This is a genomic window from Streptomyces bluensis (assembly GCF_014650715.1).
GTDB classification, from domain to species: Bacteria; Actinomycetota; Actinomycetes; order Streptomycetales; family Streptomycetaceae; genus Streptomyces; species Streptomyces bluensis.
Genome location: NZ_BMVM01000020.1, coordinates 50,972 through 64,318, shown reverse-complemented (window position 1 = coordinate 64,318; position 13,347 = coordinate 50,972). Strand labels below are relative to the sequence as shown.

Sequence of the window (13,347 nt, the reverse complement as noted above, 5' to 3'; positions counted from 1 at the left end):
TCTTACTTGACCGCGCCCACGGCGATGCCGCGGGTGAGAGTCCGCTGGAAGACGAGGAAGAAGACGATCGCGGGCAGCACGCCCAGGAGCGCCGCCGCGTTGGTCATGGTGGCGTCCATCAGTCGCTGGCCCTGGAGGACACCGAGGGCCACCGACACCGTCTGGTTGTCGTTGGAGATCAGCATGACCAGGGGGAGCAGGAACTCGTTCCAGGTCCAGATGAAGAAGAAGACCAGCAGCACGCCGAGGGTGGGCCGGCTGACCGGGACGACGATCCGCCACAGCACCTGCCACCTGTTCGCCCCGTCGATGCGGGCCGCCTCGATGATCTCGCGCGGGAACCGGCCCAGGACGGCGGAGAGCAGGTAGGTGCCGAAGGCCGCCTGGATGACCGTGAACACGATGATCACGCTGAGCCGGGTGTCGTACAGGCCGGCTTCCTTGCTCAGGTAGTAGATCGGGTAGACCAGCGCCTCCTGCGGCAGCACGTTGGCGAGGACGAAGAAGGCCAGCACCCAGGTGCGGCCCCTGATCCGGCCGATGCCGATCGCGTACGCGTTGAGGACGGAGAGCACGACGGCCAGCACTGCCACCGCGCCGCTGATCAGGAACGAGTTGAAGAGTTTCTGCCCGAAGCCGACGCGTTCCCAGAAGCTCTTCAGGCCGTCGAGGTAGAGGCCGTCGGGGAGGCTGAGCGGGCCGTCGGCCGAGTACTCGGCGGGCGACTTCACCGCGTTGACCGCGACGATCAGGAACGGCACGACCATGAAGAGCGCGGCGATGACCAGGGCCAGGAGCACCGGGGAGCGGCGCAGGGCGGTGCGTGGTCCGGTGGAGGTGCGTACGGCTGTCGTCCTGCCCGTCATGAGCGAAGCCCCTCCTCGGCGTCCTCGGCCCGCGTCTGGAGCCGGAGTCCGGCCAGCGCCAGCAGCAGGACGAGCACGGTGAGCACGGTGGAGATCGCGGCGCCGTAGCCCACCTGGGTCTTCTCGAAGAACGTGGTGAAGGAGAAGTAGGAGGGGACGTCGGTCGCGCCGCCCGGACCTCCCTTGGTCAGCACGTACACCGCGCCGAAGACCTTCAGCGCGGCGATCGTGCACCACGTCAGGACGACGTGGATCTCCGGGCGGATCTGGGGGAGCGTGATGTGCCGGAAGCGGCGCCACCAGCCCGCGCCGTCCAGTTCGGCGGCCTCGTACAGCTGCGGATCGACGCGTTGCAGGCCCGCCATGAAGACGACGAGCGGGAAACCGAGCTGCACCCACACCATCACGCCCATGACGCTGTAGAGGGCGAGGTCGGGGTCGCCGAGCCAGTCCTGCTGCCAGGAGCCGAGGCCGACGGCCTTCAGCAGTGCGTTGAGGGAGCCGTTGTCCGGCGCGAGGATCCAGCTCCACACGATGCCCGCGACCGCGATCGGCAGCACCTGCGGCAGGTAGAAGCAGGCGCGCAGCACTGCGGCCGTCCGGCTGCCGAAGTGCTTGCCGACGAAGTCGAACAGTGCCGCGGCCAGCACGAGCCCGATCGCGGTCGGTACGACCGCCATGGCGACCACCATGAACAGGCTGTGCCGGAACGACGCCCAGAAGGCGGAGTCGTCCACCAGCTCCCGGTAGTTGGCGAGCCCGGACCAGTCGGGCGAGCCCACGCCCTGCCAGTCGGTGAAGCTCACCCCGGTGTTCATCAGGAACGGCACGACCACGACGGCGAGGAAGGCGAGGACGCCCGGCAGCAGGAACAGGACGTACGAGTCACGGGTACGGGAACGGGTGCCGGTGCGAGCACGGGGGCGGGCGCGGCGTGGCCCGCCGCGCCGGTGCCTGCCGGCGGCCCGCCCGCCCCCTTCGACGGTCACCGTCATCGCTTCGGCGCGCCCTTGTCGTACGCGTCCTGCAAGGCGTCCAGATACGCGTCCGGCTTGGCGTCGCCCGTGATCAGTTTCTGGGTCTCGGAGACGAGGACGTTGTAGAAGTCGGGGACGGGCCAGTCCGGGTAGAAGGCCAGCCCGTCCTTCTCGGAGAGGGAGGTGAAGTCGGCGATCAGCTGCTTGGCCCGGGGGTCGGTGATGGCGGACGGGTCGGCGGCCACCGGGACACCGCCCTGGTTGCCCAGCAGGTTCTGGATCTTCTCCGACATGGTGATGTCGATGAAGTCGTAGGCGAGGTCCTTGTTCTTCGCCGCCTTGGGGACCACCCAGAGGTTGCCGCCGGAGCCGAGGGTGAGGTTCGTGCTCGGCCAGAGGAAGGTGCCCCAGTCGAACTTCGCCTCCGTCTTGAAGCGGCCGTACCACCAGCTGCCGGAGAACAGGAGGGGCGACTTGCCCGAGATGAAGGAGACCGCCGCGTCCTCGACCTTCGCGCCGACGGTGCTCTTCGCGATGTAGCCCTTGTCCACCCAGTCGGCGAAGGTCCGAGCGCCGTAGGTCCAGGCGGCGTCGTGGAAGTCGGTCCTGCCCTTGTAGAGCTCGTACGTGTCGACCCAGGAGCGGTCCGCCTTGCTGAGGGCCAGCTGGTAGAGGTACTGCTGGGCGATGTACTCGGCACCGGCGTTGGCCAGCGGGGTGACGCCCTCGTCGACGAACTTGTCCATGGCGGCGGTGAGTTCGCCGATCGTGGTGGACGGGGTGGGTTCTTCGATGCCGTACTTCTTGAACAGGTCCTTGTTGTAGTAGACCAGCGTGTACTCGGCGTAGTTGGGCACGCCGTACCACTTGCCGGAGCCCATGACGCCGGTGGCGTCGTACTGGCTGGTGGTGCGGACACCCGCGCTGAGCTTCTTGTCCCAGCCGCGCTCGGTGACCTCGGCGGTCAGGTCGGTGAGGAGCCCCTGCTGGGACAGCCTGCCCGCCGTCGCGTTGCCCTTGTTGTACTCCATGAGGTCGGGAGCGTCGGAGGAGTTGAGGACCATCGGGGCGGTCTTCTGGATCTGTTCGAAGCCCTTCTCCTCGAACTTCACCTTCACGCCCGGGTGTGTCTTCTCGAACTCCTTGATGGCCGCGTCCCAGGCGACGCCCATCGCGCTCTCGGGGCCTTCGTAGTGCCACAGCCGGAGTGTCTTGCCGTCCGAGGACCCGCCGTCGGAACCACCGCAGGAGGCCAGCAGCAGGACTCCGCTCATCGCCGCCGCGGCCACTGCCGCCGTACGCCTTCGTGCCGTCAACATCCTGTGCCTCCGGGGGAGTCGGATGGGTATCGGGGCGTCACGCGGCCGTCCGGGTGTCGAAGGCCGTAGTCGAATCGTTTCGATGCGTGACGTCGAAGCGCTTCGACGGGGGAAGGTATGTGGGGGGCGTGGGTGCGTCAATGGGGCGGACGGAATTGGGAAGAACCCGGCACCCACAACGGCACGTTGTTGGCTCCTGCACCTATGGTGGTTCGTATTGGTGTTCGGCTTGACGTTCGTCTTGGTGTTCGTCTTGGTGTTCGGCTGACAGGAGGGGCTTGCCCATGACCGTCACGACCACCCGAAGCGCCCCGCGGGCGCCCGTCGTCGCGGGGGCGCCCCTGCTGGGCTCGCTCGCCGACCTGTTGCGTGATCCGCTGGCGACGTATCTGCGGGCCCGGCGCGAGTGCGGCGACGTGGTGCGGTTCCGGATCGGGCCGCCGGGGCTCGGGCAGGAACTCCACGGAGTGTTCTCGCCGGAGGGCGTGCAGCGCGTGCTGGCCACGGAGGCCTCCGGCTACCGCAAGGACACGCCCTTCTACCAGGAGGTACGGGAACAACTCGGCAACGGCCTGCTCACCAGCCAGGACGCCGACTACCTCCGCCAGCGCCGGCTCGTGCAGCCGCTGTTCACCCGCCACCGGGTGAACGGATACGCGGAGGAGGTCGCCGCCGAGGCCACCGCGCTCGCCGAGTCCTGGCGTACGGCGCCCGGCGGGAGCGTCGAACTGGTCGGTGAGATGCGCCGGTTCGCCTTACGCGTGGTCGGCCGCATCCTCTTCGGCATGGACACGGAGCAGGCGGTCGCCGTCATCGAACGGAACCTGCCGCCGCTCCAGGCCCACGCCCTGAAACGGGGCCTGGCGCCCGTCAAGACGCCGCGTACGTGGCCGACTCCGGCCAATCGGCGGGCGGCACGGTACCGGGCGGAGCTGTTCGGGCTGTGCGACAGGATCATCGAGAGCCGACGGGACGGGGGAACGGGAGCGGCGGGCTCCGGTGAGGACCTCGCCACCCTGCTCGTGCGGGCCGAAACGGCCGAGGACGGCCGCTTCGGCCCGACCGAACTCCGCGAACAGGTGCTGGTCTTCCTGCTCGCCGGTCACGAGACCACCGCGACCGCGCTCGCCTTCGCCCTGCACCTCCTCGCCCGGCACCCCGAGGAACGGCGGCGGGCGCGGGACGAGGTGGACCGTGTGCTCGGGGGGCCCGGCGGGCGGGCGCCCACGGCGGAGGACATGGAGGCGCTGCCGTACCTGACGATGGTGGTGAAGGAGGCGATGCGGCTGTATCCGTCCGCGCCGATCATCGGGCGCCGCGCGGTCACGGGGACGGAGATCGACGGCATACGGATACCGGCCGGCGCCGACGTCTTCGTCAGCCCGTGGGTGACCCATCGCCACCCCGACCACTGGGCCGACCCGGAGCGCTTCGACCCCGAACGGTTCACACCGGAGGCGGAGGCGGCGCGCCCGCGTTACGCCTGGTTCCCGTTCGGCGGGGGGCCGCGCGCCTGCATAGGGCAGCACCTGTCGATGCTGGAGTCGGTCCTGGCGCTCGCGGTCCTCCTCCAGAGGCACGACTTCGAGGCGACCGAGGACGGTGACGTGCCGCTCGGCGCCGCGATCACGTTGATCGCGAAGGGGCCGGCGTGGTGTGGGGTCACGGCGCGGGTGGGGTGACGGGCCGTTATGGGCCTGTCACGGCTTGCGCCCCACCCCGCAGTACGCGTCGACGGCGACGGCGGCGGCGGGACCGGCTGAACCAGAGGAGTCGGGACGCCACTCGGGGACCTGGACGATGCCGGGATCCACCAGTTCGAGACCGTCGAAGAACCCGGCTACGTCTCCGATGCTGCGCACGTGGTACGGCACCGCGCCGCTCGCGTTGTACGCCTCCGAGGCGGCGATCATGCCCTCGCTGGTGGCCGTGCCGTCGCTGATCACCAGATGGCTTCCGGACGGGAGTCCGGCCATCAGCCGGCGCACGAGTTCGCGCGCCTCGTCGTAGTCGGCGACATGGCCGAGCGTGTTGAGGATCATCAGGGCGACCGGCCGGGTGAGGTCGAGTGTGTTCGCGGCGGCTTTGAGGACGGCCTCGGGTTCGTACAGGTTGGCGTCCAGGTAGGTGGTCCGGCCTTCGGGCGTGCTGGTGAGCAGGGCCTTCGCGTGGGCCAGCACGATGGGGTCGTTGTCGACGTACACGATCCGGGAGTCCGGCGCCACGCGCTGGGCGACCTCGTGTGTGTTGTCGGCGGTCGGCAGGCCGGTGCCGACGTCCAGGAACTGCCGGATGCCCGGCTCACCGGCCAGATGGCGGACGGCGCGTCCCAGGAAGTGCCGGCTGGTGACCGCCACGTCGACGAGGCCGGGGAAGATCTCCATGATGTGGTCCCCGATCTCCCGGTCGACCTCGTAGTTGTCCTTGCCGCCGACGAAGTAGTTCCAGAAGCGGGCCGAGTGCGGCTTGGAAGTGTCGATCCTGGTCCGTGTCTCCGCGGCGTTGGTCAGGGGATCGGTGTCTGACACGGCAGGGCCTCCTGCGGATCGGTGTGGGTGATCAGAGCACCAACCTAGGTCAACTTGCCGTTGCGACAGGGGAGTTGCAGAGAACTGCGGCTCACGCGCCGTGGGGTTTTGGCCAGCGATCCTCATCTGTGGGGGTGACGAGGGGCACGAGGCCGGCCGAGTACGGCGATCAGTACGGCCGTCAACGACGCCGCCACCGGTATCCAGTAGCCCGCGGTCGCGGACACCTGCTCCGTCACCCGTCCGCCGACCGCCGCACCACACGCGATCCCGCCCAGGAGCCCTGTCACCGCCAGGGTCATGCCCTCGTTCAGGCGGCCCTCGGGTGTGCGCTGCTGGACCAGGGTCATCGTGGTGATCATCGTGGGCGCGGTGGCCATACCGGCGAGGAGGAGAGCGACCGCGAGGGCCGCGAGCGAGCCGGTGAGGGTGGCCGAGAGGAGCGGGAGGGTCATCAGCGCCGTCATCGCGGCCACACACCAGGGCAGGCGCCGCGTGGCGGAGCCGCCGGGCTTCAGCACGCCGAACAGCAGCCCCGCCGCACACGAACCCGCCGCCTGCAGGGCGAGGACGACCCCGGCCGCCGCCTGCTGCCCGCGCACGTCGGCGAACGCGATCGTGACGACCTCCATCGCCCCGAAGACCGCGCCCAGGGCCAGGCAGAGGACCAGCAGTGGCCGCATGCCGGCCGCCCGGAGCGGCGAGCCCGCCGTGGACGAAGCAGCTGTAGGGCATCCCGACGCGGGTGGCTCCGTCGACCGCTGGGCCGTGAAGACCACCACGCCCGCCAGCAGCAGCACGGCGCCCACCAGTGTGCCCGCCTCCGGAAAGACCGCGGTGCACAGCAACGCCGCCAGGATCGGACCGAGCATGAAGCAGAGCTCGTCCGCGGCCTGTTCGAAGGCGTTCGCGGTGTGCCGGGCCGCCGGATCGCCCCGCAGCAGGTGGGTCCAGCGGGCGCGGGACATACCGCCGGTGTTCGGGGTGGTCGCCGTGGCCGCGTAGCAGAGGAAGAGGGTCCAGCCGGGGGCGCCGTACCGCACGCAGAGCACGAGCGCGAGGCTCCCCAGGACCGCGAACACCGTGGCGGGCACGGCCACCCGCGCCTGCCCGTGACGGTCGATCAGCCGCGCGGTCCAGGGGGCCAGCAGCGCCGTCGCGGCCAGTCCCGTCGCCGTCACCGCGCCGGCGAGGGCGTACGAACCACGCGACCCGGCGATCATGACGACCGCGCTCACGCTGAACATGCCCATCGGAAGCCGGGCGACCAGACTCCCGACGGTGAAGGCGCGCGTGCCGGAGAGAGCGAAGAGGCGGCGGTACGGGGTCAGCGGGCCGGCCGCTCCGGCGGGGCCCGGGGAGGGGCGCCGGCGGCGCGGGGCGAAGTCCGCGGCCACCAGCGTGTCGGCGGTGACGGTGAGGAGGAGGCGGCGGGGCTCGTCGGTGGGTGGTTGCGGCATGGGCACCACCGTCGTTCCACACGTGATCAACCGTCCAACACCTGCTCCGTGACGATTCACGCACCTGCGTTGTAGGTTCGCGGGATGCCCGCGCCGACCGTGGATCCCCGACTCCTCCGCGCCTTCCTCGCCGTCGCCGAGGAACTGCACTTCACCCGGGCCGCCGCCCGGCTGTACGTCGCCCAGCAGGCGCTCAGCCGCGACATCCGGCGGCTGGAGAAGGAGTTGGGCGCCGAGCTCTTCGTACGGACGACCCGGCAGGTGGCGCTGACGGCCGACGGCGCCCGGCTGCTGCCGTACGCGCGCCGGGTACTGGAGGCGCAGGAGGAGCTGGTCGCGGCGTTCCAGGTGCCGACGGGGAGGGCGGCCTCGCGGCGGCCGCTGTTCGTCGACGTCAACAGTCCCGGCCTCGTCGGTGAGCGCGTCCTCGCCCGCGCCCGCGAACTCGCCCCCGAGGACGAGCTCATGACCCGCTACGAGAGCGGCCTCACCGGGGCCGCCGTGGAGATCCTCGCCGGACGGCTCGACGCCTCGTTCGGCCGGTTCGCGGGGCTGGACCCGGCGGTGCGCGCCCGGCTCGCCCAGCGGCCGGTGCGGTACGAGCCGATGGCCGTGATCCTTCCCGAGGACCACCGGCTGGCCCTGAGGGGTGAGGTCCCTCTCGCGGCGCTCGCCGGTGAGAGCGTGTACGCGGGCGCGGGGAACCCCCGTACGCCCGAGTGGACGGACCTGGCGCGTCAGCTCTTCGAGGGACGCGGTATCGAGGTGTCGCCGCCCGAGCCGTTGGCCGTCGGGGTCGAGGAGTTCCAGCGGGTCATCGCCAAGAACCGGAACCCCGTCCTCGCCGTGGTGGACTTTCCAGCCGTACCCGGGACCGTGATCAGGCCGCTCGTCGACCCCGTTCCGTTGTCACCCGTGTCCTTGGTGTGGCGAAAGGGCCTCCAGCATCCGGGGGTTGCGGCACTCGGGCGTGCTGTGGACCAACTCGCGGCCGAGGAAGGGTGGCTGACACACCCCGCGGGTGGATGGATTCCGGCCATGGATGCACTCAATATGATGAGCAGCTCCTGATACATCGCACACACACTTCCCCCACGTGCGCTACATTCTTGGCCCGGGCGCATGCGGTAGAGGGGGGCGCCTGGACCGGGTGGGGGCCCGGTCCGGACAAGAAAGTGCGAGATGCCCGGATCGTTCGCGCGCCCGAAAGTGTCCCTTGGGGGGATCAGCGTGCGAGTGGACGACTGGCGGAAAGACGCCCAACCGGACCGGCGGAACACCGGACGCCCGGGCGAGGGCGCAAGCGGAACCGGAACCGGCCCGGGAAGGGGAAACGGAAGCGGAACCGGTCCGTCGAACCGGGACGCGCCCGGCGACCGCGGCGATCGGCAGAGCGGCGACCGCGGCGATCGGCACAGCGGTCACCAGAGCGGCCGGCAGGCCGACTGGCCGGACGCGGTCGGCCGGACCATGTCATGGGCGGGGACGCAACACGTCCGCGTTCCGAGACAGCCGTCGGCATCGTCGGCATCGCCGATATCGGCGACCTCGCCGGCATCCGGTCAAGGAGCGGACAACGGCGGTGAGTCGCCGCGCACCGGATTCTCGTACTTCTCGTCGCGTCATTCACGCGAGTCAACGGAGTACGACACGGAAGGCGGCATGGGACGCGCCGAGGAGCCGTCGCGGTACGACGCGGCAGCCGAGACCCGTCAGTTCAGGGACACGCAGAGGTTCGAGCGGGCCCTGGACACCCGTCCGATCGAGCAGGTGCCGGGCAACCCGGAGCCGGAGCCCGAGTTGGACCCCGGGCCGGTCCCGGACCCGACCCCGGTCCCGGACCCGTCGCGGGCCTGGGAGCAGTCCGACGAGCCGGGCCACACCCACGACCCCCACGAAGTGACCGTCCAACTCGACGGTGTGGGGCGGGAGCTGGAGGACTGGCTGGTCCAGCAGGCCAAGGACGCGCCCGCCGCCGGGCAGGACTCGGACGGCCCGGTGTTCGTGGACGAGACCGGCCGCCGCCGCAGCAGGCTGCGCCGCATAGGCATCGTCGTCGGCCTCGTCTGCGCGGTCTACGCCGTCGTCATCGGCGTCACGCTCGTGTCGGGCAACTCCGACGCGCCCTGGATGCCGGGCCTCGGCGAGCAGGACGACCAGCCCGCGAAACAGGTCGACACGTCCCCGCTTCCCGCCGACCCGGCCGACCCGTCGCAGACGGCGAGCGGCTCGCCGAGCGCGGGCGCGTCGCCCACGGCCGGCGTGACACCGGCGCCGGGCGCCGGAGCTTCGGCCGATCCCTCGGGGGAGGCCTCCGCCCCGGGCGCGAGCACCGGCCCGCGACCTTCGACCAGCCCGGACGAGCCCGCCGGCGACCCCTCACCGGAGCCCCCGGAGACCGGCGAGCCCCCCTCGTTGCCCGACCCGCCGGACCCCAACACCTCGTCCGACCCGCCGCCCGCGCCCACGGAGTCCACGGACACCAACGGCGGCACGGGCACGGGCACGGACCCCGGCTCCTTGTCCTCGAAGAACCCGAACAACCAGAACAACCCGGAGAACCCGGAGAACATCGCCTGATGGCACGCACCAACCGCCACGGCCCGGCCCCGCGTGCCCGCCGTCGGCTGCCCCTGCGCTACCTGCTGCCCGTGCTCGTCCTCACCGCGCTGATGGCGATGCTGATGCTGCGCGGCTACTTGCACAGCGAGATCCTCGCCGACCACCGGGTCCGCCCGCCGGCCTCCTCCGACAAGGTGCCGGAGAAGATCCTTGAGGGCGGCCCGGTCATCGACACCCGCGGTGGCCGGAGCCAGGGCCTGAAGGTGGACGACAAGCGGCTCGTCCTCACCTTCGACGACGGCCCGGACCCCATGTGGACGCCCAAGGTGCTCGACGTGCTGAAGAAGCACCGGGCGCACGCCGTCTTCTTCGTCACCGGCACCATGGCCTCCCGCTACCCGGACCTCGTCCAGCGCATGGTCGACGAGGGCCACGAGGTGGGCCTGCACACCTTCAACCACCCCGACCTGGCGTACCAGTCCAAGGCGCGCATCGACTGGGAGCTGTCCCAGAACCAGCTCGCGCTCGCGGGCGCGGCGGGCATCCGCACCTCACTGTTCCGGCCCCCGTACTCGTCCCACGCCGACGCCATGGACAACAGCTCCTGGCCGGTCACGGAGTACATCGGCTCCCGCGGCTACATCACCGTCGTCAACGACACCGACAGCGAGGACTGGCAGCGCCCGGGCGTCGACGAGATCATCCGCCGCTCCATGCCCGAGAACGGCGAGGGCGCCATCGTCCTGATGCACGACTCCGGCGGCGACCGCTCCCAGACGGTCGCGGCGCTCGACAGGTTCATCCCCATGCTCAAGGAACGGGGTTACGAGCTCGACAACCTCAGCGAGGCACTCGGCGTGCCCAGCGCGCACACCGAGGTCCACGGGCTCGACGCACTCAAGGGCGAGGCGTGGATCTTCCTCGTGCAGGCGTCGGAGCACATCACCGAGGGGCTCGTGATCGGCCTCGCCGTCATCGGCGTCCTCGTCTTCACCCGCTTCGGCCTGATGCTCCTGCTGTCCGGCGCGCACGCACGCCGCGTCCGCGGGAAGAACTTCCGCTGGGGCCCGGCCGCCCCGGTCACCGAACCGGTCTCGGTGCTCGTGCCCGCGTACAACGAGGCCAAGTGCATAGAGAACACGGTGAACTCGCTGATGGCGAGCGAGCATCCCATCGAGATCATCGTCATCGACGACGGCTCCAGCGACGGCACGGCCCGCATCGTCGAGAACATGCGCCTGCCGGGCGTACGCGTCGTCCGCCAGCACAACGCGGGCAAGCCGGCCGCCCTCAACCGCGGTCTGCGCAACGCCCGTCACGACCTGATCGTGATGATGGACGGCGACACGGTCTTCGAGCCGTCCACCGTCCGTGAGCTCGTCCAGCCCTTCGCCGACCCGCGCGTCGGCGCGGTCGCGGGCAACGCGAAGGTCGGCAACAAGGACTCGCTGATCGGGGCCTGGCAGCACATCGAGTACGTGATGGGCTTCAACCTCGACCGCCGTATGTACGACATCCTGCGCTGCATGCCGACGATCCCCGGCGCGGTCGGCGCCTTCCGCCGCTCGGCCCTCGAACGGGTCGGCGGCATGAGCGACGACACGCTCGCCGAGGACACCGACATCACCATGGCGATGCACCGCGACGGCTGGCGCGTGGTGTACGCGGAGAACGCCCGCGCCTGGACGGAGGCCCCCGAGACGGTCCAGCAGCTGTGGTCGCAGCGCTACCGCTGGTCGTACGGCACCATGCAGGCGATATGGAAGCACCGCCGCGCGATCGTCGAGAAGGGCGCGTCGGGCCGCTTCGGACGCGTCGGTCTGCCGCTGGTGTCGCTGTTCATGGTCGTGGCGCCGCTGCTGGCACCGCTGATCGACGTGTTCCTCCTCTACGGCCTCGTCTTCGGCCCGACCGAGAAGACCATCGGGGCCTGGCTGGGCGTCCTCGCCGTACAGGCGGTGTGCGCGGCCTACGCCTTCCGTCTCGACCGGGAGCGCATGACCCACCTCGTCTCGCTCCCGCTCCAGCAGATCCTCTACCGGCAGTTGATGTACGTCGTCCTGCTCCAGTCCTGGATCACCGCGCTCACCGGCGGCCGCCTGCGCTGGCAGAAACTGCGGCGCACGGGCGTGGTCGGGGCACCGCCCGCGGGCATGTCCGGGCAGCGTGTACGCGGTGGAGCCGAGCGGAGGCCGGTGGGATGACGCAGGGATACCAGGAGGAGAAGTCCGAGAACCCGTACTGGGCCGCGTACGAGGAGACATACGGCGTACCGCGGCAGCCCGAGCCCGAGCCCGAGCCCGAGCCCGAACCCGAACCCGGGCCCAAGCTTGAGTCCGACGTGAAGCAGCCGGAGTCCGAGCCCGAGCCCGAGCCCGACGCGAAGCCGACGAAGTCCGGCCGCGACCGCTACCTCGATCTGCTCCGTTCCATCGCCCTGGTCCGCGTCGTGGTGTACCACCTCTTCGGCTGGGCGTGGCTGACCGTCCTGTTCCCCTCCATGGGCGTGATGTTCGCGCTGGCGGGCTCACTGATGGCGCGCTCGCTGGACCGTCCCGCGTGGGGCGTGATCCGGGGCAGGATCCGCCGGCTCCTCCCACCCCTGTGGGCGTTCAGCGTGGTGGCGCTGGCGCTGTTGTTCGCCGGCGGCTGGGATCCGGGGAAGTCGTCCGACGGTCCCACGTGGGGCTGGGTGGAGCTGGTCAACTATCTGATCCCCGTCGGCGCCCCGCCCTTCCCGTGGAGCGTCGGCTCCGCGTCCGGCCTGCTGGAGGACACCTGGGCGGACCAGGCGGTGGGCGTGCTGTGGTACCTGCGCGCGTACCTGTGGTTCGTGCTCGCGTCCCCGCTGCTGCTGTGGGCGTTCCGCAGGGTGCCGTGGGTGACGCTCCTCGCCCCGCTCGCTCTGACGGCGGTCGTGGGCACGGGCCTGGTCACGATCCCCGGTGAGACGGGCAACGCCGTCACCGATTTCGCGGTCTACGGCAGCTGCTGGGTCCTGGGCATGGCCCACCAGGAGGGTTTCCTCGCGAAGATCCCCCGCTACATGGCGGTCTCCTGCTCGGCCCTGATCATGGCCTTCGGCCTGTGGTGGGCAACCGGCCATCTGGGCCCGAACGGCTGGGACCTGAACGACATCCCGCTGGCCCAGGCCACGTGGTCGTTCGGTTTCGTCGTCATCCTCCTCCAGTACTCCCCGTCCTGGCGGGAACTGCCGGGCAGGCTGGCTCGCTGGGACAAGCTGGTCACCCTCTCGAACAACCGTGCCGTCACGATCTACCTCTGGCACAACCTCGCGATCATGGCGACGTTCCCGCTCCTCGACTCGGTCTACGAACTTGGGTTCATGCAGAGCGACAGCGCGGTCGCGGTGCTCGACTCGACGTACGCGATCTGGACGTTCGTGCTGGTGTGGCCGCTGATCGGGCTGGCGGTCGTGGCGCTGGGCTGGATCGAGGACATCGCCGCCAGGCGGAGCCCCAGACTGTGGCCGAACGGCGCGAAGCGCGGGGGGAGCAGGCGAAAGGCCTGATTCGGCACAGACCACCGCGCGGGCCCGTCCTCACGGACGGGTCCGCGTCCTCGTGAGAGCAACGTTCCCTTCCGGTCACCCGGTGCCACAGGCAGGAAACGCG

The 13,347-nt window shown here is 70.4% G+C and carries 10 protein-coding genes; 5 read left to right on the top strand and 5 right to left on the bottom strand.

Features of this window, described 5'->3' with window-relative positions:
- Positions 1 to 2: 2 nt before the first annotated feature.
- Genes IE262_RS33445 through IE262_RS33435 form a run of 3 tightly spaced genes read right to left on the bottom strand, consistent with a single transcriptional unit; the run spans position 3 to position 3,162 of the window.
- Entirely contained in the window at positions 3 to 866 is an 864-nt protein-coding gene (locus IE262_RS33445; RefSeq protein ID WP_134035303.1) for a carbohydrate ABC transporter permease, read from the bottom strand.
- Positions 863 to 1,861, bottom strand: a complete 999-nt coding sequence (locus IE262_RS33440; protein ID WP_189879018.1) for a carbohydrate ABC transporter permease — start codon at positions 1,859 to 1,861, stop codon at positions 863 to 865. Before IE262_RS33440 ends, IE262_RS33445 begins: the two co-directional genes overlap by 4 nt.
- Positions 1,858 to 3,162, bottom strand: coding sequence for an ABC transporter substrate-binding protein (locus tag IE262_RS33435; protein WP_134035310.1), 1,305 nt, complete (start codon positions 3,160 to 3,162; stop codon positions 1,858 to 1,860). The genes IE262_RS33440 and IE262_RS33435 overlap by 4 nt, the downstream gene beginning before the upstream one ends.
- 284 nt (positions 3,163 to 3,446) lie before the next feature.
- Between IE262_RS33435 and IE262_RS33430 the strand changes: the two genes are divergently transcribed.
- Entirely contained in the window at positions 3,447 to 4,844 is a 1,398-nt protein-coding gene (locus IE262_RS33430; RefSeq protein ID WP_189879015.1) for a cytochrome P450, read from the top strand.
- An 18-nt stretch (positions 4,845 to 4,862) separates the two neighbouring features.
- On the opposite strand, the gene IE262_RS33425 is transcribed toward IE262_RS33430, so the two are convergent.
- Together IE262_RS33425 and IE262_RS33420 are read right to left on the bottom strand one after the other, a co-directional pair.
- A complete protein-coding gene (locus IE262_RS33425) occupies positions 4,863 to 5,690 on the bottom strand; it encodes an SAM-dependent methyltransferase (RefSeq protein ID WP_229877747.1) in 828 nt (275 codons plus the stop codon).
- 122 nt (positions 5,691 to 5,812) lie between these two features.
- Positions 5,813 to 7,150 carry an MFS transporter gene (locus IE262_RS33420; protein ID WP_189879011.1) on the bottom strand — a complete coding sequence of 446 codons (1,338 nt, stop codon included), beginning with the start codon at positions 7,148 to 7,150 and terminating at the stop codon, positions 5,813 to 5,815.
- 84 nt (positions 7,151 to 7,234) lie between these two features.
- Here IE262_RS33420 and IE262_RS33415 point away from each other — a divergent pair, with 84 nt between their 5' ends.
- The 4 genes from IE262_RS33415 (at position 7,235) to IE262_RS33400 (ending at position 13,244) form a co-directional block, all read left to right on the top strand.
- Positions 7,235 to 8,221, top strand: coding sequence for a LysR family transcriptional regulator (locus tag IE262_RS33415; protein ID WP_189879009.1), 987 nt, complete (start codon positions 7,235 to 7,237; stop codon positions 8,219 to 8,221).
- 591 nt (positions 8,222 to 8,812) lie between these two features.
- Positions 8,813 to 9,730: a hypothetical protein gene (locus IE262_RS33410; protein WP_189879007.1), complete on the top strand. Its 918-nt coding sequence runs from the start codon at positions 8,813 to 8,815 to the stop codon at positions 9,728 to 9,730.
- Entirely contained in the window at positions 9,730 to 11,916 is a 2,187-nt protein-coding gene (locus IE262_RS33405; protein ID WP_189879006.1) for a bifunctional polysaccharide deacetylase/glycosyltransferase family 2 protein, read from the top strand. The genes IE262_RS33410 and IE262_RS33405 overlap by 1 nt, the downstream gene beginning before the upstream one ends.
- Positions 11,913 to 13,244 carry an acyltransferase family protein gene (locus IE262_RS33400; protein ID WP_229877745.1) on the top strand — a complete coding sequence of 444 codons (1,332 nt, stop codon included), beginning with the start codon at positions 11,913 to 11,915 and terminating at the stop codon, positions 13,242 to 13,244. Before IE262_RS33405 ends, IE262_RS33400 begins: the two co-directional genes overlap by 4 nt.
- Positions 13,245 to 13,347 lie beyond the last annotated feature (103 nt).

What these genes read in the sequence shown, in the direction of transcription:
- IE262_RS33435 (WP_134035310.1), bottom strand. Translation starts at nt 3,162, where the DNA reads ATGTTGACGGCACGAAGGCGTACGGCGGCAGTGGCCGCGGCGGCGATG.
- IE262_RS33405 (WP_189879006.1), top strand. Translation starts at nt 9,730, where the DNA reads ATGGCACGCACCAACCGCCACGGCCCGGCCCCGCGTGCCCGCCGTCGG.
- IE262_RS33430 (WP_189879015.1), top strand. Translation starts at nt 3,447, where the DNA reads ATGACCGTCACGACCACCCGAAGCGCCCCGCGGGCGCCCGTCGTCGCG.
- IE262_RS33415 (WP_189879009.1), top strand. Translation starts at nt 7,235, where the DNA reads ATGCCCGCGCCGACCGTGGATCCCCGACTCCTCCGCGCCTTCCTCGCC.
- IE262_RS33410 (WP_189879007.1), top strand. Translation starts at nt 8,813, where the DNA reads ATGGGACGCGCCGAGGAGCCGTCGCGGTACGACGCGGCAGCCGAGACC.
- IE262_RS33440 (WP_189879018.1), bottom strand. Translation starts at nt 1,861, where the DNA reads ATGACGGTGACCGTCGAAGGGGGCGGGCGGGCCGCCGGCAGGCACCGG.
- IE262_RS33420 (WP_189879011.1), bottom strand. Translation starts at nt 7,150, where the DNA reads ATGCCGCAACCACCCACCGACGAGCCCCGCCGCCTCCTCCTCACCGTC.
- IE262_RS33400 (WP_229877745.1), top strand. Translation starts at nt 11,913, where the DNA reads ATGACGCAGGGATACCAGGAGGAGAAGTCCGAGAACCCGTACTGGGCC.
- IE262_RS33445 (WP_134035303.1), bottom strand. Translation starts at nt 866, where the DNA reads ATGACGGGCAGGACGACAGCCGTACGCACCTCCACCGGACCACGCACC.